24 protein-coding genes are annotated in these 22930 nt (G+C 67.3%); 7 read left to right on the forward strand and 17 right to left on the reverse strand.

What is annotated here, in order from left to right:
- Nucleotides 1-86: 86 nt before the first annotated feature.
- The 14 genes from M8009_RS10875 to phnD form a co-directional block, all read right to left on the reverse strand.
- Nucleotides 87-323, reverse strand: a complete 237-nt coding sequence (locus M8009_RS10875; protein ID WP_250060933.1) for a thioredoxin family protein — start codon at nt 321-323, stop codon at nt 87-89.
- A gap of 13 nt (nt 324-336) precedes the next feature.
- A complete protein-coding gene (locus M8009_RS10880; RefSeq protein ID WP_250060935.1) occupies nt 337-1350 on the reverse strand; it encodes a permease in 1014 nt (337 codons plus the stop codon).
- 125 nt (nt 1351-1475) lie between these two features.
- Entirely contained in the window at nt 1476-2018 is a 543-nt protein-coding gene (locus M8009_RS10885; RefSeq protein ID WP_250060937.1) for an RNA polymerase sigma factor, read from the reverse strand.
- 2 nt (nt 2019-2020) lie between these two features.
- Nucleotides 2021-3205 (reverse strand): thiolase family protein, encoded by a 1185-nt coding sequence (locus tag M8009_RS10890; RefSeq protein ID WP_250060939.1) that lies wholly within the window; start codon nt 3203-3205, stop codon nt 2021-2023.
- Between the two features lie 106 nt (nt 3206-3311).
- Nucleotides 3312-4118, reverse strand: a complete 807-nt coding sequence (locus M8009_RS10895) for a universal stress protein (RefSeq protein ID WP_250060941.1) — start codon at nt 4116-4118, stop codon at nt 3312-3314.
- 4 nt (nt 4119-4122) lie between these two features.
- A complete protein-coding gene (locus M8009_RS10900) occupies nt 4123-4416 on the reverse strand; it encodes an iron-sulfur cluster biosynthesis family protein (protein ID WP_250060943.1) in 294 nt (97 codons plus the stop codon).
- 3 nt (nt 4417-4419) lie between these two features.
- The gene (gene arsB, locus M8009_RS10905) at nt 4420-5535 is read right to left on the reverse strand and encodes an ACR3 family arsenite efflux transporter (protein WP_250060945.1); all 1116 of its coding nucleotides are present in this window, start codon (nt 5533-5535) and stop codon (nt 4420-4422) included.
- A gap of 13 nt (nt 5536-5548) precedes the next feature.
- Complete coding sequence (arsH, locus tag M8009_RS10910; RefSeq protein ID WP_284047805.1) at nt 5549-6259, reverse strand: arsenical resistance protein ArsH; 711 nt, start codon at nt 6257-6259, stop codon at nt 5549-5551.
- An 11-nt stretch (nt 6260-6270) separates the two neighbouring features.
- Nucleotides 6271-6765 carry an arsenate reductase/protein-tyrosine-phosphatase family protein gene (locus M8009_RS10915; protein WP_250060947.1) on the reverse strand — a complete coding sequence of 165 codons (495 nt, stop codon included), beginning with the start codon at nt 6763-6765 and terminating at the stop codon, nt 6271-6273.
- Nucleotides 6766-6871: 106 nt separating this feature from the next.
- Nucleotides 6872-7531, reverse strand: a complete 660-nt coding sequence (locus M8009_RS10920) for an NADPH-dependent FMN reductase (protein WP_250060949.1) — start codon at nt 7529-7531, stop codon at nt 6872-6874.
- A 97-nt stretch (nt 7532-7628) separates the two neighbouring features.
- Nucleotides 7629-8462, reverse strand: a complete 834-nt coding sequence (gene phnE, locus M8009_RS10925; RefSeq protein ID WP_250060951.1) for a phosphonate ABC transporter, permease protein PhnE — start codon at nt 8460-8462, stop codon at nt 7629-7631.
- Nucleotides 8459-9268 carry a phosphonate ABC transporter, permease protein PhnE gene (gene phnE / locus M8009_RS10930; protein WP_250060953.1) on the reverse strand — a complete coding sequence of 270 codons (810 nt, stop codon included), beginning with the start codon at nt 9266-9268 and terminating at the stop codon, nt 8459-8461. The genes phnE (M8009_RS10925) and phnE (M8009_RS10930) overlap by 4 nt, the downstream gene beginning before the upstream one ends.
- Nucleotides 9265-10089 (reverse strand): phosphonate ABC transporter ATP-binding protein, encoded by an 825-nt coding sequence (phnC, locus tag M8009_RS10935; protein WP_250060955.1) that lies wholly within the window; start codon nt 10087-10089, stop codon nt 9265-9267. The genes phnE (M8009_RS10930) and phnC overlap by 4 nt, the downstream gene beginning before the upstream one ends.
- A gap of 88 nt (nt 10090-10177) precedes the next feature.
- Entirely contained in the window at nt 10178-11146 is a 969-nt protein-coding gene (gene phnD, locus M8009_RS10940) for a phosphate/phosphite/phosphonate ABC transporter substrate-binding protein (RefSeq protein WP_250060957.1), read from the reverse strand.
- 179 nt (nt 11147-11325) lie between these two features.
- Between phnD and M8009_RS10945 the strand changes: the two genes are divergently transcribed.
- A complete protein-coding gene (locus M8009_RS10945) occupies nt 11326-11940 on the forward strand; it encodes an ABC transporter ATP-binding protein (RefSeq protein WP_250060959.1) in 615 nt (204 codons plus the stop codon).
- Nucleotides 11931-12734 carry an ABC transporter permease gene (locus tag M8009_RS10950; protein WP_250060961.1) on the forward strand — a complete coding sequence of 268 codons (804 nt, stop codon included), beginning with the start codon at nt 11931-11933 and terminating at the stop codon, nt 12732-12734. Before M8009_RS10945 ends, M8009_RS10950 begins: the two co-directional genes overlap by 10 nt.
- Before the next feature lie 38 nt (nt 12735-12772).
- On the opposite strand, the gene M8009_RS10955 is transcribed toward M8009_RS10950, so the two are convergent.
- From M8009_RS10955 to M8009_RS10965, 3 genes are all read right to left on the reverse strand, one after another.
- A complete protein-coding gene (locus tag M8009_RS10955) occupies nt 12773-13738 on the reverse strand; it encodes an arsenic resistance protein (RefSeq protein WP_250060963.1) in 966 nt (321 codons plus the stop codon).
- Nucleotides 13739-13857: 119 nt separating this feature from the next.
- Nucleotides 13858-14628: an alpha/beta fold hydrolase gene (locus tag M8009_RS10960; protein WP_250060965.1), complete on the reverse strand. Its 771-nt coding sequence runs from the start codon at nt 14626-14628 to the stop codon at nt 13858-13860.
- A 25-nt stretch (nt 14629-14653) separates the two neighbouring features.
- Complete coding sequence (locus tag M8009_RS10965; protein ID WP_250060967.1) at nt 14654-15841, reverse strand: acetyl-CoA C-acyltransferase; 1188 nt, start codon at nt 15839-15841, stop codon at nt 14654-14656.
- Between the two features lie 151 nt (nt 15842-15992).
- Here M8009_RS10965 and M8009_RS10970 point away from each other — a divergent pair, with 151 nt between their 5' ends.
- From M8009_RS10970 to M8009_RS10990, 5 genes are all read left to right on the forward strand, one after another.
- Complete coding sequence (locus tag M8009_RS10970) at nt 15993-16562, forward strand: TetR/AcrR family transcriptional regulator (RefSeq protein WP_250060969.1); 570 nt, start codon at nt 15993-15995, stop codon at nt 16560-16562.
- 190 nt (nt 16563-16752) lie between these two features.
- Nucleotides 16753-18417, forward strand: a complete 1665-nt coding sequence (locus M8009_RS10975; RefSeq protein WP_250060972.1) for an AMP-binding protein — start codon at nt 16753-16755, stop codon at nt 18415-18417.
- Nucleotides 18418-18589: 172 nt separating this feature from the next.
- Nucleotides 18590-19357 carry an SDR family NAD(P)-dependent oxidoreductase gene (locus M8009_RS10980; protein WP_250060974.1) on the forward strand — a complete coding sequence of 256 codons (768 nt, stop codon included), beginning with the start codon at nt 18590-18592 and terminating at the stop codon, nt 19355-19357.
- Nucleotides 19358-19705: 348 nt separating this feature from the next.
- A complete protein-coding gene (locus M8009_RS10985) occupies nt 19706-21517 on the forward strand; it encodes an acyl-CoA dehydrogenase C-terminal domain-containing protein (RefSeq protein ID WP_250060976.1) in 1812 nt (603 codons plus the stop codon).
- Nucleotides 21518-21842: 325 nt separating this feature from the next.
- Nucleotides 21843-22901 carry a type 2 periplasmic-binding domain-containing protein gene (locus tag M8009_RS10990; protein WP_250060977.1) on the forward strand — a complete coding sequence of 353 codons (1059 nt, stop codon included), beginning with the start codon at nt 21843-21845 and terminating at the stop codon, nt 22899-22901.
- Nucleotides 22902-22930: the final 29 nt, after the last annotated feature.

Raw genomic sequence — 22930 nt, forward strand, 5'->3', positions numbered from 1 at the left:
GCCGGGAAGACGCACAATGACAACCGCCAGCGGCCACCGGATAGGCGGTGGAGGCTGGCGGTCGTGGTCGGCCTGGTTCTGGGCGCTCAGGCCTTGAGCATGGATTCGATCTTGCCGCGATCCGGCACGCTGCCGCTGTGCATGAGCTTGCCGTCGATGGCCACGCCCGGGGTCGACATGACCTTGTAGCCCATGATCGCGGCCGGGTCGGTGACCTTCTCTACCTCGACCTCGATGCCCAGTTCACCGGCGACGGACTGGATCTGCTCGGCGGTGTTGACGCATTTCTTGCAGCCAGTACCCAGCACTTCGATCTTCTTCATGGTGATGCTCCTCTCAGGTCAGTATTCCGCTGAACAGCCAGGGGCTCAGCAGGTTGATCAGCCAGCCCACGACCATGAAGTTGGCCAGCAGGATGACGAAGATGATACCCAGCAGGCGCCACTGCATGACCTGCTTGAGCATGATGAACTCGGGAAAGCTGGCGGCCACGGTGCTCATGCAGAACGCCAGGGTGGTGCCTACCGGCAGCCCCTTGAGGATCAGGCTCTCCATCACCGGGATCACCGCGGTGGCATTGGAGTAGAGCGGCAGGCCGGCCAGCACGGCCACGGGGACGTTCCACCACTGGCCACTGCCCAGGTTGTCGGCGAACCAGCCGTCCGGCACGAAGCCGTGCAGGGCGGCGCCCAGGCCGACGCCGATGATCACCCACTTCCAGATCCTTCCGACGATCTCCTTGAGCTCGTCGCGGGCGAAGACGTGGCGATCCCTCAGGGTGAGCGTGGGTGCTTCGGGGGTGGGCTCGTCGCCGTGCGGTGACTCGGCGGCCTGCCGGTAGGCCTTGGCGGCGAAGTCCTTCAACCAGCGCTCCCCCTTGAGAAGGTCCAGGATCATGCCGCCGCCGATGCCCACCGCCATGCCGATGACCACATAGACCAGGGTGAACTCCCAGCCCAGCAGGCTCCACAGCATGATTACCGCCACCTCGTTGATGATCGGCGAGGTGAACAGGAAGGCCATGGTGATGCCCAGCGGAATCCCGGCGCTGGTGAAGCCCAGGAAGAGCGGAATGCTCGAGCAGGAGCAGAAGGGCGTGATGGCGCCAAAGCCGGCACCCAGCCCATAGCCCGCCAGGCGATGCTTCTGCTGGATATAGTGCCGTACCCGCTCGAGATCCAGCGAGGCCCGTGCCAGGGCGATGATGTAGATCATCACCACCAGCAGGGCGAAGATCTTGGTGGTGTCCTCGACGAAGAAGTGCAGCGAGCTGCCGAGCTTGCTGGCTGGATCCAGGCCGGCAAGGCCATAGACCAGCCAGTCGGCCAACCAGGTAAAGACATCCAACATGTCAGTGACTCCCCGTGTCAGTTGCGTCTCACCCCAGAAGACGCAGCACCGGGCAAAAGGATGCGGGAGATCTCGATTTTTTTCTGAGCCCAGTGTTTTTCTGAGCCTTGGTTTGTTTCTGAGCCCTATGCCTCGAGGGCTCGGTGGCAGCAGATACGGCCCTGATCGTCGAAGACGATATCGCACTGCTCGACCAGCCGCTCGCGCAGACGCTGCCGGGCGCGACGCAGCCGCGCCTTGGTCGCCGGCAGGCTCAGGCCGTTGCGCCTGGCGTAGTCGGCCTGCCGGAGACCCTCGAGGTCGCAGCGTCTCAGGATATCGCGATCCTCGGCGGCGCAGTGGGGCAGGGCGCGGGTGATGCAGCCGGCGAGGCTGTCCACCGGGGCGGTGTCGGCGTCGTCGGGCGCCGTTGGCTCGGGAACTTCGCCGAGCACCAGGCGGCCGTCGCGGCGCTGGCGGTCGATCCACTGGTGGCGGGCGACCTTGAACAGCCAGGCCCGCGGCGACTCGAGCTCGCAGAAGCGCTCTCGGTGCGTCAGCGCCTTGGCATAGACGCCCTGCAGCAGGTCAGCGGCGGCCTCCCGGTCGCCGCAGTGTTTGAGCAGGAACCGCCTGAGTTCCTGTTGGTGATCCTCCCAGGCGGATTCGATGCAAGGTGCACTTGCCATGCTTACAGCGTCTCCAGCGCCAGGGCGATGCCCTGGCCGCCGCCGATGCAAAGGGTGACGATGCCGCGGCGTTCGCCGTTGCGCTGCATGGCATGCAGCAGGCGGGTGGTCAGCACCGCCCCGCTGGCGCCGATGGGGTGGCCGTGGGCAATGGCACCGCCCTCGACGTTGACGATCTCCTGCGGCAGGCCCAGCTCGCGCTGGCAGGCCAGGGCGATGGCGGCGAAGGCCTCGTTGATCTCCACCCGGTCGAGGTCACCCACCGACCAGCCGGCCCGCTCGAGGGCCTGCTTGACCGCCGGCACCGGGCCGATACCGAAGTAGTCGGGCTCCACGGCACCGACGCCGAAGGACACCAGCCGCGCCATGGGGGTGAGGCCCTGTTTCTCGGCCCAGTCGCGCTCGGCGACGATCATCGCCGCCGCGCCGCTGTTGAGCCCCGGGGCATTGCCGGCGGTGATGGTGCCGTCCTTGCGAAAGGCGGGCTTGAGTTTGGCCAGGGACTCGGCGGTGGTGTCGCCGCGATTGTGCTCGTCGCGGGCGAAGCTGGTTGTGCCCTTGCGGCTAGTGAGTTCGACGGGGGCGATCTCGGCGTCGAAGAGCCCGGCCTCCTGGGCCTTGGAGAAGTTGAGCTGGGAGCGGAGCGCCCAGGCATCCTGGTCCTCGCGGGAGATGTTGTAGCGGCTGACCAGATCCTCGGTGTGCCAGCCGGAATGCTTGCCGCTGAAGGCATCGTTGAGGCCGTCGAGCAACATGGTGTCGTGCATGGTCACGTCGCCCATGCGCGCGCCCCAGCGGCCCTGGGGCAGCACATAGGGGGCGCGGTCCATGTTTTCCATGCCGCCGGCGATGGCGCAGTCGGCCATGCCGCTCCAGATTTCCATGGCGGCGCTGGCCACGGCCTGAGCACCGGAGCCGCAGACGCGGTTGACGGTGAGCGCCGGTACCTCCACGGGCAGCCCGCCGGCGATGCCGGCCTGGCGGCCCGAATTCATCTTGCAGCCCGCCTGGATGACGTGACCCATCACCAGCGACTGTACCTTGTCGGCGGCGAGTCCCGAGCGGGACAGGGTCTCCTGGATGACGCGAGCGCCCAGATCCGGGGCGGGCGTTTCCTTGAGGCTACCGGCATAGGTGCCGATGGCGGTGCGAACGGGATGGCAGATGACGACGTCGCGGACTGACATGGGCTTTCTCCTTGTGACGAAAACGGGTGATCAGGACAAACGCCTGATGCAGCTCTCAGCTATAGCATCGACTTGGCATTCTGGCCCTGATTGGTATCAACAAAGATCAGGTCGCCTCGTGCGGCACGACCAGCACCGGGCAGTGGGCGTCTCGGGCAATGGCCTCTGCCGTGCTGCCGAGAAGGAACTCCTGGATGCGGTTGCGCCCGCGCTTGCCGATCACGATCAGGTCGGCGTGCTCGCGTTTGGCCTCCTCGACGATGGCGCGCCGGGGGTCGCCGTCCAGCACCCGGGTCTCGAGGCCCTCGATCCGTTCGGCGAGACCGTCCAGTTGCTGCTGGGCATCGGCGATCTCGCGGTCGCAGCCCTCCGTGGCGCAGGTAGCGGTCACCGCCAGGCGGCGTTGGAAGTGCTGCGCGAGCTTCTCGCCCATGGCCTCTGCGCCGCTTACCGCGTCTGAGCCATCGGTGGCCAGCATCAGCAGCTGCGAGTCGGCGCCGATCAACTCGTCGGCCACCGGCTCCAGCCATAGCGGCTGCGCGGTCAGGCGTGCGGCGTCCAGCGCTGTGCTGCCCAGGAAGAACTCGTGGAAGCGGTTGTGACCGCGACAGCCCATCAGCAGCAGATCGGCACCCAATTCGCTGGCAGCCTCGGTCAACACGGCGCCTGGTTCTCCGCTGCGCACCTCGAACTCGACGGTCAGTCCCGGGGCAGCGAGGTCCCCGGCAAGCTCGGCCAGCTTGGCCTGGTAGTGGGGCCGATGGGTCTCCTCGGGGGTCGCGGGGTAGCGCGAGCTGAGTACGTGAACCAGCGTCAACCGCTGCGTGCCCCAGGCGGTCAGGGTCTTCAACCGCTCCTGCAGCAGCGGCCAGGCGGGCGAGAAGTCCACGGCGACCAGAATATGCTTGAACATGTCGTTACTCCTTGGAACGGGTGGGCGAGGCGCCGTCGACGAAGAGGTGCCTGAGGCCCAGGAAGCCTTCCACGTCGACCCGCAGGCCCTGGTCGACCAGCGTCGGGTCGATGTATAGCGTCAGCCCCGGGAGTTGGACGGGTGTATAACGCGCCGGCTCATCCGGCGCCCTGGCCTCGGCCACCACGATGTCGGCCCCGCCGCCACAGCAGCCGTGGCGGGGCGAGAGGCGCACCGTGGCCACACCCCCTAGCTGTTGCAACCACTCGCGGGCCCGGTCGGTGACCTCGATGGCCATGGCTCAGCCTCGCGCCTCTGAGGTGGTCGCAGCGTCGTCCGCCGGAGCGCCGGCCTCGGGGAAGTGGTGCCGGGTCTTGTTGGCAATGCGCACCAGCGCCAGCATCAGCGGAACCTCCACCAGCACGCCCACCACCGTGGCCAGGGCCGCGCCGGATTGCAGGCCGAACAGGGCGATGGCGGCCGCCACTGCCAGCTCGAAGAAGTTGCTGGCGCCGATCATTGCCCCGGGAGCGGCCACGTTGTGGGGCACCTTCCAGGCCTTGGCCCAGCCGTAGGCGATGAAGAAGATCAGGAAGGTCTGGATGATCAGCGGGATGGCGATCAGCACGATATGCAGCGGCGCCTCGAGGATCACCTCACCCTGGAAGGCGAACAGCAGCACCAGGGTGATGATCAGCCCGATGGGCGTGATTGGCCCCACTTTCTTCATGAAGACGTTGTCGTACCATTCGATGCCGCGGCGGGCGATCAGGGTGCGCCGCGTCAGGTAGCCGGCCGCCAGCGGAATCACGATGTAGAGCACCACCGACAGTGCCACCGTGTCCCAGGGCACCTGGATGTTGGAGACGCCGAGCAGGAACACCACGATGGGGGCGAAGGCGAACAGCATGATCAGGTCGTTGACGGCCACCTGCACCAGGGTATAGGCGGCGTCGCCGCGGGTCAGGTAGCTCCACACGAAGACCATGGCCGTGCAGGGGGCCGCGCCCAGCAGGATGGCCCCGGCCAGGTACTGGCTGGCGCGCTCGGCGGGAATCAAGGGGGCGAAGACCACCGTCAGGAAGAACCAGGCGATGGCGAACATGGTGAAGGGCTTGATCAGCCAGTTCACGGTGGTGGTGATGACCAGCCCCTTGGGCTGGCGGCGCACGCCTAAAATGGCGGTGAAGTCGATCTGCGCCATCATGGGAAAGATCATCGCCCAGATCAGCACTGCCACCGGAATCGACACCTGGGCATATTCGTAGCGCGACAGCGTCTCGGGGATCGCCGGCGCAAACTGGCCGAGCAGGACCCCGGCGACGATGGCCAGCGCCACCCACAGCGAGAGGAAGCGCTCGAAGAGCCCCATGCCTTCACTGGTGCTGGGTGACTGGGATTCCTGGTGTGTGGTCATGATGCAACTCCTGTCAGATGGCGCGTTGATTGACTCGGGCGGAGAGCTGCTCGGCCGACTCCTTGCGCTCCGAGTAGCGGTCGGTCAGCACCTCAGAGCGCCCGCGAACCAGCAGGGTGAACTTCACCAGCTCCTCCATCACGTCGACGATGCGGTCGTAGAAGGGCGAGGGCTTCATGCGGTCGTTGTCGTCGAATTCCATGAAGGCCCTGGGCACCGACGACTGGTTGGGGATGGTGACCATGCGCATCCAGCGCCCCAGCACGCGCAGCTGGTTGACGCTATTGAACGACTGGGAGCCGCCGCACACCTGCATCACGGCCAGGGTCTTGCCCTGGGTGGGGCGCACCGCACCCAGCGCCAGCGGGATCCAGTCGATCTGCGCCTTCATGATGCCGGTCATGGCGCCGTGGCGCTCCGGCGAGCACCACACCATGCCTTCGCACCACTCGGCCAGCTCGCGCAGTTCCGCAACCTTGGGATGGCTCGCCTCCTCGGCGTCCGGCAGCGGCAGGCCGCGCGGGTCGAAGATGCGCGTCTCGGCGCCCATGGCGCGCAGCAGCCGCGCGGCTTCCTCCACCGCCAGGCGGCTGAATGATCGGCTGCGCAGCGAGCCATAGAGCAGCAGGATGCGCGGGGCGTGCTCGCCTTCGGTGGGAATGCCCAGGCTCTCGCCGTCCGGTACCCGGAACAGCGCGCGGTCGATATTGGGCAGGTCGTCCAGGGGCCGGGTCGTCACGGTGTCACTCCTTCTTGCTGTTGGATGCGCCGGTGGAGCTCTTCCAGGGCATCGGCGAGGTCATCGGGCGAAAGGTCATCCAGCGGCAGGGTCAGCATGGCCTCGATCCGCGCTCTCAGCGCATGGAAGGTGCTGGCGAAGGCGGCCTCGATCTCGGCCTCGCTGCCCTTGGCGTGCGAGGGGTCGGGCACGCCCCAGTGGACGCGTACGGCCTTGCCGAGGAAGAGCGGGCAGGCCTCGCCGGCGGCGTCATCGCAGACCGTGATCACCACGTCCGGCGTGACATCGAGATCATCCCATGACTTGCTGGCGAGCCCCCGGGTGGGGACGCCCTCCGTTTCCAGCCACAGCAGCGTCAGCGGGTCGACCTTTCCGGCCGGATGGCTGCCGCCGCTCAAGGCGCGGTGGCGTGTTCCGGTCAGGTAGTTGAACATCGCCTCGGCGTAGATGGAGCGACAGGAGTTTCCGGTGCAGAGAAACAGGATGTTCATGGTGTCTCCGATGAGACGCGGATGTGCCGGTGAGCTTGTTGCCCGTCATGATATATGGGATTCCATATATACTCAATTCCATCCGTGGCCAGCCAGGAGGGCTGGTTCATCGAGGTCCGGGCGCGTTGCGCTGGGCGGGAGCGCGCTGGAAGGCCGGCGATACGTGGGTCGGGTCCCGGACGTCGCGATGGTTTGCGGCGGCCTCGGCCCACCAGCCGAGCTGGCCCAGGGTGCGGCCGAAGTAGCCGGCCCAATGCTCGGCGTCCTCCGGGAAGCTGCCGTCCTCCGCCAGGACGTCCTGGGCCCTGGGCACGTGGATCATTGCCGAGACCGGCAGGCAGCCGAGCTCCGCGAGGAAGGTGCGCAGGTTCACTGCCGCCCGGGCGCCGCCCCACTGGCCGGCGGAGTAGGTGACGATGGCGCTGGGCTTGAAGGCATAGAGCGAGCTGCCGAAGTGGTTGAGCAGGTGGGCCAGCGCTGGGCTCATGGAGTGGTTGTACTCCGGGCTGACCATCACGTAGCCGTCCGCGGCGGCGATCTTATCGGCCAGCGCGTCCAGCGCCTCGGGGACCCGGGAGCTGGCATAGGCGAAGTGCGGCTTGAACACGCCGCCCAGCTCGACGTCCAGCGGATCGATCAGCTCGACGGTGGCGCCGTCGGCCTCGAGCAGCTGCACGCAGGCGCGTGCGACCCGCAGGCCGAGACGGGCGGGAGCGGGTGGGGTACTGTCGCGGACGCTGCCGAGAAAAACCAGGTAGTGCGCCATGGTTAGGGCTCCTTGAGCATGAAGGGACGATGCCGCCACGGTAGCAGACTCCCGAGGGGAGCGAACCCGGCGGCATTCATGCCGTGGAGGCCACGAGTCAGATCAGCGCGCGGCGCACCCGTGCCGAGAGGGCTTCGCTGACCACCACCGTGGCCAGGATCAGGATCAGGATGGTCGCCACCTGGGACCAGGCCAGGGTGTCGATGGAGGACTGCAGCTTCATGCCGATGCCGCCGGCGCCGACCAGCCCCAGGATGGTGCTCTCGCGGATGTTGATATCCCAGCGGAACATCGAGATGCCCCAGAAGGCGGGAAGCACCTGCGGCACGATGCCGTAATGGATCACCTGGGCCCGACCGGCACCGGTGGCGGTCACCGCCTCGATTTGACCCGCCTCGCTCTCCTCGATGGCTTCATACAGCAGCTTGCCGACGAAGCCGATGGAGCGCAGGGCGATGGCAACGATACCGGCCAGCAGCCCCGGACCGATGATCGCCACCAGCAGCAGGGCCCAGATCAGCGAGTTGATCGAGCGCGAGGTCACGATGACGAACAGCGCCACGGGGCGCACCAGCAGCGCCGAGGGAGTGGTGTTGCGGGCGGCGAGGAAGGCCACCGGCACCGCCAGGATGACGCCACCCAGCGTGCCCAGGGTGGCGATGTTGAGGGTGTCCCACAGCGGCATCAGCAGCTCGGGCAGGTAGGCCAGCTCGGGCGGGAACATGCGGCTGCCGATGTCCACGGCCTGGTCGGGTGCATCGGTGACGAAGATCCACAGGGTATTGGCGTTCATCACCTGCCAGCACCAGACGAACAGCGCCACCAGGGCCAGCCAGCCGGCCCACAACGCCAGGCGCGCGCGCGGAGTGCGAAAGGTCCAGACCTGTGAGTAGTGGGTCGGCTCGCCGGGGCGGGTATCGAGAGCACTCATTGCAAGAATTTCCTCAGATAGCTGGAGCCATATTCCGTCAGCATCACGATGGCGATGACGATCAGCAGGATGGCGCCGGCGCTGTCGTACTCGTAGCGGTCGATGGCGGTATTGAGGGTGGCACCGATGCCGCCGGCGCCGACGATGCCGATCACCGAGCTCTCACGGAAGTTGATGTCCAGCCGGTAGAGCGACAGCCCGATCAGCCGCGGCATGACCTGGGGCTGCACGGCGTAGTGAATCAGCTGCCAGCCGCTGGCGCCGGTGGCCCGGATCGCCTCAAGCTGGCTGGCGCTGGCCTCCTCGATGTCGTCGGCGAGCAGCTTGGCCACGAAGCCGATGGAGGCGAAGGCCAGGGTGAGGAAGCCTGCGAAGGGCCCGAAGCCGAACATGGCCACCAGGAAGATGGCGATGATGATCTCCTGCAGCGAACGGCTGACGGCGACGATCGAGCGACACACCAGATAGACCGGTCGCGGCGACAGGTTGCGCGCCGCGCCGATGCCGATGGGCACCGAGACCAGCACGCCTACCACGGTGGCGGTCAGGGTCATGGTCAGGCTCTCGATCAGCCCCTGGCGGATGTCGCCCCAGCGGCTTACGAAGTCCGGCTGCAGGAAGCCCTGGACGAAGCGCGCACCGCGCTCCAGGCCCTCGATAACGCGGCCGACATCGATCTCCAGTGAGCCGACGGCCAGGATCAGGTAGGCCAATATCAGCAGCGGCAGGGCCAGTCGCCAGCGTCGGGTCGTGACCAGCTGCGGCGGGCGTTTCCAGCGGCGCGGGTAGGAGACATTCGGCGTCATGTCGCGGTTCCTACCAGCCGCAATGTGCCCTGTGCCTCGCCGTCGGGATCCGGGTCGTCGTCGTCCTGGTCCGTGGTGGTCCAGTCCTCGGCACCGTAGATCTCGGTCAGCATGGCCTCGTCGAGGCGCTCCGGGGCGTCGTCGACGACCATGCGGCCGGCGCGCAGGCCTATCAGGCGGTCGACGAACTGCTGGGCCAGCGGTACATCATGGATGTTGACGATGGCGGGCAGCTGGCGCTCGGCGCAGATCTCGGTGATCAGCCGCATGATCTGGCGGCTGGTCTTGGGATCGAGGCTCGCCGTGGGCTCGTCTACCAGCAGCAGTTCCGGTTCCTGGGCCAGGGCTCGGGCGATACCGACGCGCTGTCGCTGGCCGCCCGAGAGGGCGTCGGCGCGCTTGTCGGCGTGTTCGAGCAGCCCCACCCGGTCGAGCAGGCGGTAGGCATTCTCGATGTCACGGCCCGGGAAGCGTCGCGTGAAGCTGCGCCAGAAGGGGACATAGCCCAGCCGCCCGGAGAGCACGTTCTCCATCACGGTCAGCCGCTCCACCAGGGCATACTCCTGGAAGATCATGCCGATGCGCCGCCGCGCCTGGCGCAGTTCACGGCTGCCCAGGCTGACCAGGTCGGTCTCGCCCAGTCGAATCGCGCCGCTGGAGGGTTCCACCAGGCGGTTGATGCAGCGGATCAGGGTCGACTTGCCGGCGCCCGAGGGGCCGATCAGGCCCACGACCTGGCCCTGCGGTACCCGAAAGGTCACCTCGCGCAGGGCGGTGTCGCCGGCCGTATAGGTCTTGGTTAGCTGGTCGATGCTAAGCACGTTGCAGGTTCTCCCCTACGTCTCGAATACGTCTCAACGACGCGAAGGCGCGGGCGACACGTCGCCCGCGCCCTCCATGGCATGACGCTCAGTTGCAGTCGTATTCGACCCCGTTGGCCTCATCGATCTGGCGGATCACCGCCCAGTGCTCCTGGAAGGTGATGGGGATGAATTGTTCTTCGCCGTTGCGACCGAACTCCTCCTCGAGGGCGCTGCCTTCCCACTCGAAGCTGAAGAAGGCCTCCTGGATCGCCTCCTGCAGCTCCGGCGCCAGGTTATGGGCGGTGCCATAGCTGGTGGTGGGGAAGGTATCCGACTGGTAGAGCACCTCGAGCTGGTCGGCGTCGATCACGCCACGGTCGATCATGCGGTTCTTGACCGAGTTGGCGACGGTGGCCACCGCGTAGTCCTGGTTGGCCACGCCCAGCACGGAGTTGTCGTGCTTGCCGGAGAAGTCGACCTCGTAGTCCTCGCCGGAGACCATGTCGAACTCCGAGGCCATCAGCGCGGTGGGCGCCTTGAAGCCGGAGTTGGAGGTCTCTGAGGTATGGGTCAGGGTGCGGCCGCGGATGTCCTCGATCTCGTCGATGCCGGAGCCGGGATGGGTGATGATCTCCATCTCGTAGCCGAAGCTGCCGTCCTCGGCGGCCATCATGGTGAAGGGGCGAAAGCCCGCACAGGCCACGGCCAGGGGGTTGGAACCGGTATTGAAGCCGGCCACGTGGAGGCGCCCGGCCCGCATCGCCTCGATCTGGGCGGAATTGGACTGCACCGGGAAGAACTGCACCTGCTTGCCGGTGATCTCCTCCATGTGCTCGAGGAAACCGTCCCACACCTCGGCATAGACGGCGGGATCCTCCACCGGGGTGTAAGCGAAGACCAGGGTGTCCGGGTCGAGCCACTGGGACGTATCCTCGGGGATATCGGCCACCAGGTCGCCGTCGGCATCGGTGAAGCGCTCGCTCAGGGAGAAGCTTGCCTCGGCCTGGGAGACGGCGGCGGTGAGGGCGGCGACGGCGAAGCCGCCGGCGAGCAGGGAGCGGGTCAGGGTCTGCATGGGAAACCACCTGTGTCGTGAGAAATGGACCACCGGGCTTATCCTGAAAGCTGCATGTGACAGCGGCGCTGCATGGAAATGGCGATCGGATGACGTCTGGATGACGATGCCGTGTCCCACTCACCTCGGCGGGGCAAGCTGCTACTATCGCCGCCAGTTGCGTCAGCCTGGAGCCTGCCTTGACCGCATCCGTTTCCCTGCGCCTGGAGCGTATCGCCATCGGCTCGCTCGTCGAGACGCGCCTGAGCGTGGCCCCCGGCGAGGTCCACTGCCTCTCGGGTCCCAGCGGCTCCGGCAAGAGCCGCCTGCTGCGCGCCGTGGCCGACCTCGAGCCCCACGCCGGCGAGGCGTGGCTGGGCGAGGTGGCCCAGGCCTCGTTACCGGCCCACGAGTGGCGCGCGCGGGTGATGCTGGTGCCGGCCGAGAGCCACTGGTGGGCGGACAGCGTGGGCGAGCATCTACCGCGGACCAGCCCCGCGGATCTCGCGGCGCTGGGCTTCACCCCCGAGGTGCTGGACTGGCAGGTGGCCAGGCTCTCCTCCGGCGAGAAGCAGCGCCTGGCGCTGCTGCGGGCGGTCAGCCGCGAACCGGCGGCGCTGCTGCTCGACGAGCCCACCGCCAACCTGGATGACGCCACCACCCGCCGGGTGGAGGCCTGGCTCGTGACGCGCATCCGCGAGCGCGGCTGGCCGGTGCTATGGGTCGCCCACGACCCCGCCCAGATCGCCCGGGTGGCGAGCCACCACTGGCGTATCGAGGGGAGCGAACTCCTGGAGGTGGCGTCATGGACGTGATCGCGCTGTCCTGGTGGCAGCTGGCCCTGGCGGCCCTGATGGTGGTGGCGCTGGCGGGCTGCACCGCCGCCCTGCGTCTGGGGATGGGCCGCAGCCTGCTGATCGCTGCGGCGCGCACCGTGATCCAGCTCACCCTGGTGGGGCTGGTGCTGGAGGCGCTGTTCGCTGCCGAACGGCTGGTGTGGGTGGCGCTGATGGCGCTGGGCATGCTGCTGATCGCCGGGCGCGAGGTGATGGCCCGCCAGAAGCGTCGCCTGCTGGGCGGCTGGGCCTTCGGCATCGGCACGCTGGCGATGTTTCTCTCCTCGTTCACGGTGACCGTGCTGACGCTGACCGTGATCATCGGGCCCGAGCCCTGGTATCGCCCCCAGTACGCCATCCCGCTGCTGGGCATGATGCTCGGCAATACCATGACCGGGGTCGCCCTGGCGCTGGACCGCCTGACCGACACCGCCTGGCGCCAGCGCGCGGTGATCGAGAACCGGCTGATGCTGGGCCAGCGCTGGCAGGAGGCGGTCGGCGACATTCGCCGCGAGGCGATGCGCAGCGGCCTGATGCCGATGATCAACGCCATGGCGGCGGCGGGGGTGGTCAGCCTGCCGGGCATGATGACCGGCCAGATACTGGCCGGGAGCCCGCCGGCGCTGGCGGTGAAGTATCAGATCCTGGTGATGTTCACCATCACCCTGGGGACCGGCTTCGGGACCCTGGCCGCGGTGGCCGCGGGCAGCCGGCGGCTGTTCGACGGTCGCGAACGGCTGCGACTGGATCGCCTGGCGGCCCCGCGACACTAGGCGCGCCCGTCGACCTGTCGGGCAGGCGAGGGCGGTCGTCAGCCGCCAGGGGAATCCGGAATCAGCTTGCCCGGCACCCAGCTCAGGTAGGCCACCATGCCGAACAGCTCGACCAGCGACTGGAAGACGATGACCACCACGGCGGCCTGCAAGGCGTCCGGCAGCGTCAGGGCCAGCGGCAGCATCACGAAGGAGTTGCGGGTGCCGAAGCTGAAGGCCAGGGTGCGGGCCCGGGATGCCTCGACTCGAAACAGTCGGCCGAGAAGCTTGCCCAGGCAGGCCGCAAAGAACAGGTAGGCGATGAACACCGCCAGGACCTGAAGCAGGACATCGGAGAGTTCGATCACGGTGGTGATCTGCGAGGCCGCAATCACCAGCACCACCAGGGCCAGAAGCGGGACCGGCAGGACGCCCAGGCCATGGATCAGTCGCCTCGCCTGTTGGTATCGCGCGGCCAGGCGTTCGGTGACCCATGCCAGCAGCAGGGGGGCGAGGATGAGGCCGGCGAAGGCGCCGATCAGGTGGGAGCCGACGGCGAGGCGCAGCCAGGCTTCGCCGAGGAACAGCCAAAGGTAGAGCGGCAGGGCAAGCAGCTGCACCAGCAGCAGCAGGGGCGCGGCGGTGATGGCCCGTGCCGTATCCCCCTTGCCGAGATGGGTGAAACTGATGAACCAGTCGGTACAGGGCACCAGCAGCACCAGCAATATGCCCGCCTGAATGGCCGGCGTCAGCGGCAGTCCCGTTACCACCCCGCCCACCGCCAGCGGGATCACCAAGAAGTTGCCGATCAGCAGGGCACAGAGGAAACGCCAGTCCCTGAAGCCATCCGCGATTCGGACCAGGGGAATCTGGGTGAAGGTCGCATACAGCAGCCCTCCCAGCAGCGGCCAGAGGCCTCCCTCGAGCACGCTGGCCAGGCCGGGGCTGGCCATGCCGAGTCCCAGGCCCGCCACGATGCACAGCAGGTAGATCCAGGACTGATAGCGCTCCATCCCCTCGCGCATGGTAGGTCTCCTCCTCGCGCCATGACCGTCATGGGCAGTGCCTCGGCATGGTCATTGTCTCGAGCAGACAGGCCGGACGCTATCATCGTGATCACGGAGCCGGCAGGCGGCGCTGAGCGTCAGGTCGCCGTCGGGCCAGCCAGGAAGGGCAGCAGGGCAGCGATCAGCCGTTCGGGGCATTCGCGATGAGGCACGTGGCCGCAGTCGGCCAGGACATGTGGCTCGGCGGGCCCGGGGGTGAGCGAGGCAATACGCTCGGGCTGGGCCCGCGAGCCGTACTCGTCGTGCTCGCCGTGGATCGTCAGGGTCGGGCAGGCCACCCGCTGCAGGGCAGGGTCCAGCGTCCAGTCGGCGAAGGCCTCGGAGTGCCAGGTGTCGACCCAACTGCGCAGGACCCAGTCGGCCTTGTCGCCATGGTATTTCGCCAGGCGCGCCATGGCGGCGGGGTGCTGGAAGGCCTGCTCCGCCCCGCGGATGCCGGCGAGAGTGCGGGGCTCGGTGAAGGCCTGGGCCGCCACCGTGACCAGCGCCTCGCAGCCGTCGGCATGCCGGCCGGCGATCTCGACCGCCATGCTACCGCCCACGCTATGGCCGAGAACCACGAAGCGTTCGATCCCGAAGTGCTCGCGTAGCGCGCCGAAGACCTCTGCCTCGTCGGCGATGAAGCTGGCGGGTTGAGGCCCCGGGTAAGGCGCCGACTCCCCGTAGCCGAGACGGTCGTAGGCAATCACTTCCCGGCCGCTGGCCGCGGCAAGCCTGGCGGGAAACGCCCGCCACAGCGCCACGCAGCCCAGCGAGTCGTGCAGCAGCACGATGGGGCTGCGCGTTGCCTTTGCCGTCTCGGGACGCCAGCGGGCGGCATACAGGCCGCCCGCCGGAGTGTCGAGCATGATGCTCTCCATCAGTCGATCAGTCCTAATCCACCAGTTCCACGGCCACGGCGGTGGCCTCGCCGCCGCCGATGCACAGGCTGGCGATGCCACGCTTGCCGCCCTTGGTGCGCAGGGCATGGATCAAGGTAGCGATGATCCGCGAGCCGGTGGAGCCGATGGGATGGCCCTGGGCGCAGGCGCCGCCGAAGACGTTGACCTTGTCGTGGGGCAGGCCCAGGTCGTCCATCGCCATCAGGGTGACCACCGCAAAGGCCTCGTTGATCTCGAAGAGGTCGACGTCATCCACGCCCCAGTCGAGTTGCTTCATGAGCTTGTCGATGGCGCCGACCGGGGCGATGGTGAATTCGCTCGGGTGGCGCGAATGGGTGCTGTGGCCCAGCATCCGCGCGATCGGCTTGGCGCCCAGGCGGTCGGCCGCCGACTGGCTGGCCAGGATCAGCGCCGAGGCGCCATCGGAGATGGAGCTCGAGTTGGCAGCGGTGATGGTGCCGTCCTTGGCGAAGGCGGGGCGCAGCGAGCGGATCTTGTCGAGCTTGGCCTGGAAGGGCTGCTCGTCATGGTCCACGACGCTCTCGCCCTGGCGGCTGGTGACGGTGACCGGTGCCATCTCGGCCTTGAGGTGGCCGGCGTTGGTGGCCTCCATGGCGCGTTCCAGCGAGGCAATGGCGAAGTCATCCAGGCGCTCGCGGCCGTAGCCCCGATCGCTGGCGACGTCCTGGGCGAAGACGCCCATCAGCTTGCCGGTCTCGGCGTCCTCCAGGCCATCGAGGAACATGTGGTCCTTGAGCTCGCCATGGCCCAGGCGATAGCCGGCACGGGCCTTGGTCAGCACATGGGGGGCGTTGGACATGGACTCCATGCCGCCGGCCAGCATCACCTCGCCGCTGCCGGCGCGGATCAGGTCGTGGGCCAGCATGGTGGCCTTCATGCCCGAGCCGCACAGCTTGTTGATGGTGGTGGCGCCGATGGCGTCGGGAATGCCGGCCTGGCGCATGGCCTGGCGCGCCGGGCCCTGCTTGACGCCGGCCGGCAGCACGCAGCCCATGATGCCCTCGTCGATGCTGTCGGCGCTGATGCCGGCGCGCTCGATGGCCGCTTGGATCGCCGTAGCCCCCAGCTGCGGGGCGGTAAGGCTGGCGAGGCTGCCCAGCATGCCGCCCATGGGCGTGCGTGCGGCAGAGAGGAAGACAATATCGTTGGACTGGCTCATGGGGTTCTCCCGGTGTGGCGTGATGGCCCCGGGTGGGGCCGCATTGTCATTGTGGCCGTGATCTCGGACGGCGCCGCGTTGACCCGTCCGCGGGGCTGTGGTCTTCTCAGGGTCAACCAAGCAAGCGCTAGTGTTAAACTCGATGAATGTAATGAATGACTCGCCGCGTCGCAAGGAGCTGACCCGCCAGGCCGCCCAGCTGTTCGTCCAGGAAGGCTTCGACCGGACGACGGTGCGCATGCTGGCTCAGGAGATGGGCATCAAGTCCGGCAGCCTCTTCCACCACTTCCGCGACAAGCAGGAGATCCTGGCGGCGGTGATCGAGGAGGGCACCCAGAACGCCCTGGTCATCGCGAAGGCGGCCCTCGAACAGTGCGACAATTCTGCCGAGGCACGGTTGCAGGCCATGGCGCGAGCGCATCTCGAGACCCTGCTCACCGACCGCAATGCGCACGTGGTTGCCCTCTACGAGTGGCGCCGCCTCGACCCCGAGGCCCGGGACCACCTGAGCCACCTGCGCGATGCCTACGAGGCGCTGTGGGAAGAGGTGATCGACGCGGCCCTGGCCGAGGGGCTGATCCATGGCGACCGCTTCCTGGTGGCCCGCTTCGTGATGGGGGCGCTCAACTGGACGGTACGCTGGTACGACCCCGCCGGCCCGCGCTCCCCGGATGACCTGGCCCACGAGCTGGTCGCCATGATCACCCACCGGCCCGCCTGACTCTCTGACGCCGGTGGACCGCTTTGATACGTCATCGATTCCGCCACGCTCGACCATCGTCTAGTCCCCTCCTGCCGTTCAGGGGTTGCCCCGTTCCTCGGGAGCCTCTAGCTTGTACCAAGCGCTTGCTAGGTTGACGCTTACGTTAACTGAACATCTACAACAAGCACAAACCGCGAGAGGGCAGTACATGAGCACCCTTCCCGAGTACCAGAGCTACCTCGAAACCTTCTCCATCGACGACGTCATCGCGCGTCTCGATGACCATCGCGACGGCAAGGCCAACGCTTTCGAGTCCTGCTGCGGGCGCCACCTGCGCGCCGGCCGCGGCGACGTCCTGGCCCTGGTGCACGAGGACACCCAGGGCCAGGTCAACACCCTGACCTACGCCGAGCTCGATGCCGAGAGCGCAAAGCTCGCCGGCTGGTTCGCCGAGCGCGGCCTGGGCGTGGGCGACCGCATCGCCTGCATGCTGCCGCGCTCCCCGCAGCTGCTGGTGGCGGTGCTGGCTACGTGGCGCATCGGTGCCGTCTACCAGCCGCTGTTCACCGCCTTCGGCCCGGACGCCGTGGACTATCGCCTGGGGCGCGCCGATACCCGGCTGGTGATCACCGATCACGCCAACCGCTTCAAGTTCGACGGCCTGACCCAGTGCCCGCCGGTGCTCGCCGTGGGTGGGCCCAGCGCCGAGCACGGCGACGACCTGGACTGGAAGGAGGCACTCGACCACGCGCCGATCGAGGCCACCCCGCCGCGCCTCTCCCGCGACGAACCCTTCCTGCAGATGTTCACCTCCGGCACCGTAGGCAAGCCCAAGGGTGTGGCCGTGCCGCTGGCCGGCATGCCCGCCTTCGCCCTCTACATGGAACTGGCCGTCGACCTGCGCGACAGCGACCGTTTCTGGAACATGGCCGACCCAGGCTGGGCCTATGGCCTCTACTACGCCATCGCCGGGCCGCTGCTACTGGGCGTGACCACCCACTTCTGCGAGGCGGGCTTCAGCGCCGAGGGGGCGCTGGCCTTCATGAAGCGCCACCGCATCACCAACTTCGCCGCCGCGCCCACCGCCTATCGCCTGATGAAGGCCTCGGGCCTGTTCGACGATGCCCATCAGACCCTCGAGCTGCGCGCGGCAAGCTCCGCCGGCGAGCCGCTCAACACCGAGGTGGTCACCTGGGTGGAGCGTTCGCTGGGCTGTCCGGTGATGGACCACTACGGCCAGACCGAGACCGGCATGACCTGCAATAACCATCATGCCCTGGACCATCCCAAGCATGTCGGTGCCATGGGCGTGCCGATGCCCGGCTACCGCCTGGCGATCCTCGATGCCGAGTACAACGAATTGCCGCCGGGCGAGCCCGGCGTGCTGGCCGTGGACATCGAGAACTCCCCGGCACACTTCTTCGCCGGCTATACTTGGCAGGAGAAGCACCCCTTCGCGGAAGGGTATTATCTGACCGGCGACGTGGTGATCAGGAACGAGGATGGCACCTTCCAGTTCGCCGGCCGCGACGACGACATCATCACCACCGCCGGCTATCGCGTCGGGCCGACGGACGTGGAGAACAGCGTGATGACCCACCCGGCGGTGGCCGAATCCGCCGCCGTGGGCCAGCCTGACGAGATCCGCGGCGAGATCATCAAGTCCTATGTCGTGCTGCGCGAGGGCTTCGAGCCCAGCGACGAACTGGCCGACGAGATCCGCAAGCAGGTTCGCGAGCGCCTCTCCACCCACGCATACCCGCGGGTGATCGAGTTCGTCGAGGAACTGCCCAAGACCCCGAGCGGCAAGATCCAGCGCTTCAAGCTGCGCGCCGATGCCGTCGACAAGGTCGAGACGGGCGCTGCACAATGACAACCGCAAGCGTCTGAAGCGAGAGGCACCGGGGGCAGGGCGAAGAGGGGTCCTATGCCAGGGATGGCATCGGTAGCGCCCAGGGAGGGGTTCACAGCGCCCCCTCGCAGCCCTGGCGACGGAATAGCCTCGAGCGCTTTCGGCCGCTGCCTTTAAACTTCGGGAACCCGATATGCACGTCAAGGATAATACCTTTCTGATCACCGGCGCCGCCTCCGGGCTGGGGGCGGCCACCGCCGAACGTCTGGTCGCCGCCGGCGGCCGGGTGGTGCTCTGCGATCTTAGTGATGCCGTCGAGGCCCATGCCGAGCGCCTGGGCGATGCCGCCCGGGCGGTGCGTGGCGACGTCACCTCGGGCGAGGACATCCAGGCTGCCGTCGAGGTGGCGGTGGAGCTCAGCGAGGGTCTCGGCCTCGCCGGCGTGGTGCACTGCGCCGGTGTGGTCAGCGTCGGCAAGCTGGTTGATCGCGAGGGCAACCCCGCCGACCTCGAGGCCTACAATCGCACCATCCAGATCAATCTGGTGGGTACCTTCAACGTGATGCGCCTGGCCGCCGCCGCCATGGCCAGGAACCCCGCGGGCGAGGACGGCGAGCGCGGGGTGATCATCAACACCGCCTCCATCGCCGCCTTCGACGGCCAGGTGGGGCAGTGCGCCTACAGCGCCTCCAAGGCCGGGGTGGTGGGCATGAGCCTACCGGCGGCCAGGGAACTCTCCCGCCACGGTGTGCGGGTGATGGCCATCGCCCCCGGTGTGTTCGAGACGCCGATGATGAGCGAGATTCCCGACGAGGCTGCCCAGGCCCTGGCCGCCGCCGTGCCATTCCCCAAGCGTCTGGGCAAGCCCGACGAGTTTGCCCGGCTGGCCGAGCAGATCATTACCAACACCATGCTCAATGGCGAAGTGATCCGCCTGGACGGCGGGATCCGCATGCAGTAGCGCCCTACGGGTAGCGCCAAGCAGAAAGCGCCGAGCGTCAAGCTGCTCGGTGACGGGCAGCAGGTGCCGAGGTAGTAAAAGCCCTCGCTGGATCAAGCATCCAGTGGGGGCTTTGCGTTGACGCCGGGGGTGGCAGAAACATCATGCTGTTCGCTCGGCGCTCGGCGCTCGGCGCTCGGCGCTCGGCGCTCGGCGCTCGGCGCTCGGCGCTGAGTTTAAACGAACGCTTGACTCTCCCTTCTCCGGCGGATAATTTCAAACACATGTTTGAAAGCGGCCGGCGCCGCCTTCGCGTCCCTATGTGTCGGCGCCTGCTTGTGGCCCGGCGGTGGAACTGGAGAGATCGAGATGCCCGACTATCAGGCCCCCCTGCGCGACCTGCGCTTCGTGATGGACGAGATGCTGGACTACCCGGCCCACTACGCCCGCCTGCCCGGCGGTGAGGAGGCCAGTCCCGACGTGGTCGCCGCCATCCTGGAGGAGGGCGCGCGCTTCGCCCGCGAGGTGCTGCTGCCGCTGAACCAGAGCGGCGATCGCGAGGGCTGCCTGCTGGAGGGCGGCGAGGTGAAGGCGCCGAAGGGCTTCAAGGAGGCCTACGCCCAGTACGTGGAGGGCGGCTGGCCGAGCCTGGCCGCCGACCCCGCGCACGGCGGCCAGGGCCTGCCGCCCTCGCTTGCCATGGTGCTCAACGAGATGGTCTGCGCCACCAACCTGGCCTGGGGCATGTACCCGGGGCTCTCCCACGGCGCCGCCGACGCCCTGCGCCACCACGGCACCGAGGAGCAGCAGGCCACCTACCTGACCCGGCTGGTGGAGGGCACCTGGACCGGCACCATGTGCCTCACCGAGCCCCACTGCGGCACCGATCTCGGCCTGATCAAGACCCGCGCCGTGCCCAATGACGAAGGCAGCTATGCGGTAACGGGAACGAAGATCTTTATCTCCGCCGGCGAGCACGACCTGGCCGAGAACATTGTCCACCTGGTGCTGGCCAAGCTGCCCGACGCCCCCGAAGGCTCCAGGGGCATCTCGCTGTTCGTGGTGCCGAAGTTCTTGCCCGATGCCGAGGGCAACCCGGGCGAGCGAAACGGCGTGGTGTGCGGCTCCCTGGAGCACAAGATGGGCATCCACGGCAACGCCACCTGCGTGATGAACTTCGACGCGGCGAAAGGCTACCTGGTGGGCGCGCCCAACAAGGGGCTGGCTTGCATGTTCACCATGATGAATGCTGCACGCATCGGCGTCGGCATCCAGGGCCTGGGTCTCACCGAGGCGAGCTTCCAGAACGCCCTGGCCTATGCCCGCGACCGCTTGCAGATGCGCGCACTCGGAGGTCCGAAGTCGCCCGAGAAGGCCGCCGACCCGATCATCGTCCACCCGGACGTGCGCCGCATGCTGCTGACCCAGAAGGCCTTCGCCGAGGGTGGCAGGATGCTGGTGCTCTACACCGCGCAGATGATCGACAGCGTCGAGCACGGCACGGACGCCGACGAGAAGGCGCGTGCCGAGACGCTGCTGGGCCTGCTGACCCCCATCGTCAAGGCGTTCCTCACCGAGGTGGGCTTCGAGGCGACCAACGAGGGCGTGCAGGTGTTCGGCGGACACGGTTTCATCCAGGAGTGGGGCATGGAGCAGCTGGTGCGCGACGCGCGCATCACCCGCCTCTACGAGGGCACCACCGGCATCCAGGCCCTCGACCTGCTGGGCCGCAAGGTGCTGATGAGTCAGGGCGAGAGCCTCAAGGTCTTCACCAGGGAGATCCACAAGTTCTGCCAGGCCGAGGAGGGCAACGGCGAGCTCGCCGAGTTCGTGCGCCCGCTGGCCAAGCTCAACCAGGAGTGGGGCGAGATGACCATGGCCATCGGCATGAAGGCCATGTCCGACCGCGAGGAGGTGGGCGCGGCCAGCGTCGACTACCTGATGTACTCGGGCTACGTGACCCTGGCCTACCTCTTCGCCCGGGCGGCGAAACAGGCCCGGATGGCGCTTTCCGAGGGCACCTTTGATGCCGCCTTCTATCGCGCCAAGCTCGATACCGCACGCTTCTTCTACCAGCGACTGCTGCCGCGCACCCGCGCCCACAAAGCCGCCCTCGAGGCCGGCGCCGAGTCGTTGATGGCGATCGGCGCCGAGGACTTCGGCCTGGGCTTCGAGATCTAGCACTCTCTCGATCGGGAACGATCGGTATCTGGCGGCGGGGAACTCCTTCGCCGCTTTTTTTACGCTGCGTCATGGAGGCCGGCCTCGTGAACGCGGCGGGCAGTTCCTGCGTCGTCAAATGAAACGATGGTGGAGTCGTATTGGCCCCACACTTGCATATACTTGGCTGGATTTTCGATATCCAACCGTTTCAATTACCCAGTTTCAGCACAAGTCTGCGCATTCTCGGGCAAAACGGCCGGGGCGGCTGACCGTAAGGTAAAGGGGTTTACCGCAGCGTGAAGATTGCTGCTGGCACCAAAATGGACCATGAGGAGAGAGAACAATGCACAAGATGACCCGAATTGCCCTGTCTGTCGGGGTGGCCGCTGGCCTGACGGCGGGCTCGGTGGCAGCCGAGGCCGCCGAGAGCTGGCGCATGGCGACTCCCTGGAGCGGTGGCCCCTGGCTGGAGCGTGATGCCGAGACCTTCGCCAACTACGCCAACCAGCTGACCGGCGGCGAGATCGAGATCGAGGTCTTTCCCGGTGGCACCCTGGGGGGCGCCCTGCGTGTGACCAACACCGTGACGTCCGGGGTGGCCGAGGTGAGCCACAACTATATCAACTACGACTACGGCACCGATCCCACCGCGGCGCTGCTGGCCGGTCACTCCAGTGGCCTGACGCCGGAAGAGTTCATGCTGTGGATGTATGAGGGTGGCGGCGTGGAGCTCTACGAGGAGTTCCGCCGCGACGTCTTCGATGTGGTGGCCTTCCCCTGCTCAATTCTGGGCACGGAGATCTTCCTGCACTCCAACAAGAAGGTCGAGACCCTGGAAGACTTCCAGGGCCTGCGCCTGCGCACCTCCGGCGCCTGGGCCGAGATTGCCTCCCGCCTCGGCGCGTCCACCGTGGTGATGGCCGGCGGCGAGATCTACAGCGCCCTGGAGCGCGGCGTCATCGATGCCGCCGAGTGGGGCAGCCCGGAGATGAACCGTCCCACCGGTTTCCAGGAAGTGGCCCAGTACGTGATCCTGCCCGGTGTGCACCAGTCTGGTGGCTTCCTCGAGTGTCAGGTCAATCAGGAGGCGTGGGATGGTCTGAGCGAAGAGCAGCAGGAGATGCTGCGCCTGGCCGGCAAGCTGAGCGTCTACGATTCCTGGCTGGCCAGCTCCTTTGCCGACCTGGAGGCTTATCAGGCGCTGGTCGATGGTCCCAACGAGATGGTTCAGCTGGACCAATCCTTCATCGACGCCATCTATGACGAGACCGAGAAGTGGGAGAACGAGTACGCCGAGGAGAACGAGTGGTTCGCCCGTGTGCTTGAGTCCCAGCGCAGCTTCAAGGAGGCGATCAGCCTCTGGCCGGAGTATCGTCTGCCCATTGGTGGTGCCAATAACTGAGCCTAGCCTCATCAGGCATCATGGGAAGA

The sequence above is a fragment of the Halomonas gemina genome, from assembly GCF_023554995.1.
GTDB lineage: Bacteria > Pseudomonadota > Gammaproteobacteria > Pseudomonadales > Halomonadaceae > Halomonas > Halomonas gemina.

Excerpts from the sequence above, each read along its gene's own strand:
- phnE (WP_250060951.1), bottom strand. The coding sequence starts at position 8,462 with ATGAGTGCTCTCGATACCCGCCCCGGCGAGCCGACCCACTACTCACAG.
- M8009_RS10985 (WP_250060976.1), top strand. The coding sequence starts at position 19,706 with ATGCCCGACTATCAGGCCCCCCTGCGCGACCTGCGCTTCGTGATGGAC.
- M8009_RS10975 (WP_250060972.1), top strand. The coding sequence starts at position 16,753 with ATGAGCACCCTTCCCGAGTACCAGAGCTACCTCGAAACCTTCTCCATC.
- M8009_RS10915 (WP_250060947.1), bottom strand. The coding sequence starts at position 6,765 with ATGAACATCCTGTTTCTCTGCACCGGAAACTCCTGTCGCTCCATCTAC.
- M8009_RS10875 (WP_250060933.1), bottom strand. The coding sequence starts at position 323 with ATGAAGAAGATCGAAGTGCTGGGTACTGGCTGCAAGAAATGCGTCAAC.
- M8009_RS10950 (WP_250060961.1), top strand. The coding sequence starts at position 11,931 with ATGGACGTGATCGCGCTGTCCTGGTGGCAGCTGGCCCTGGCGGCCCTG.
- M8009_RS10885 (WP_250060937.1), bottom strand. The coding sequence starts at position 2,018 with ATGGCAAGTGCACCTTGCATCGAATCCGCCTGGGAGGATCACCAACAG.
- M8009_RS10920 (WP_250060949.1), bottom strand. The coding sequence starts at position 7,531 with ATGGCGCACTACCTGGTTTTTCTCGGCAGCGTCCGCGACAGTACCCCA.
- M8009_RS10980 (WP_250060974.1), top strand. The coding sequence starts at position 18,590 with ATGCACGTCAAGGATAATACCTTTCTGATCACCGGCGCCGCCTCCGGG.
- M8009_RS10990 (WP_250060977.1), top strand. The coding sequence starts at position 21,843 with ATGCACAAGATGACCCGAATTGCCCTGTCTGTCGGGGTGGCCGCTGGC.
- arsB (WP_250060945.1), bottom strand. The coding sequence starts at position 5,535 with ATGACCACACACCAGGAATCCCAGTCACCCAGCACCAGTGAAGGCATG.
- M8009_RS10965 (WP_250060967.1), bottom strand. The coding sequence starts at position 15,841 with ATGAGCCAGTCCAACGATATTGTCTTCCTCTCTGCCGCACGCACGCCC.
- M8009_RS10970 (WP_250060969.1), top strand. The coding sequence starts at position 15,993 with ATGAATGACTCGCCGCGTCGCAAGGAGCTGACCCGCCAGGCCGCCCAG.
- M8009_RS10900 (WP_250060943.1), bottom strand. The coding sequence starts at position 4,416 with ATGGCCATCGAGGTCACCGACCGGGCCCGCGAGTGGTTGCAACAGCTA.
- M8009_RS10890 (WP_250060939.1), bottom strand. The coding sequence starts at position 3,205 with ATGTCAGTCCGCGACGTCGTCATCTGCCATCCCGTTCGCACCGCCATC.
- M8009_RS10955 (WP_250060963.1), bottom strand. The coding sequence starts at position 13,738 with ATGCGCGAGGGGATGGAGCGCTATCAGTCCTGGATCTACCTGCTGTGC.
- phnD (WP_250060957.1), bottom strand. The coding sequence starts at position 11,146 with ATGCAGACCCTGACCCGCTCCCTGCTCGCCGGCGGCTTCGCCGTCGCC.
- M8009_RS10960 (WP_250060965.1), bottom strand. The coding sequence starts at position 14,628 with ATGCTCGACACTCCGGCGGGCGGCCTGTATGCCGCCCGCTGGCGTCCC.
- phnE (WP_250060953.1), bottom strand. The coding sequence starts at position 9,268 with ATGACGCCGAATGTCTCCTACCCGCGCCGCTGGAAACGCCCGCCGCAG.
- M8009_RS10880 (WP_250060935.1), bottom strand. The coding sequence starts at position 1,350 with ATGTTGGATGTCTTTACCTGGTTGGCCGACTGGCTGGTCTATGGCCTT.
- M8009_RS10895 (WP_250060941.1), bottom strand. The coding sequence starts at position 4,118 with ATGTTCAAGCATATTCTGGTCGCCGTGGACTTCTCGCCCGCCTGGCCG.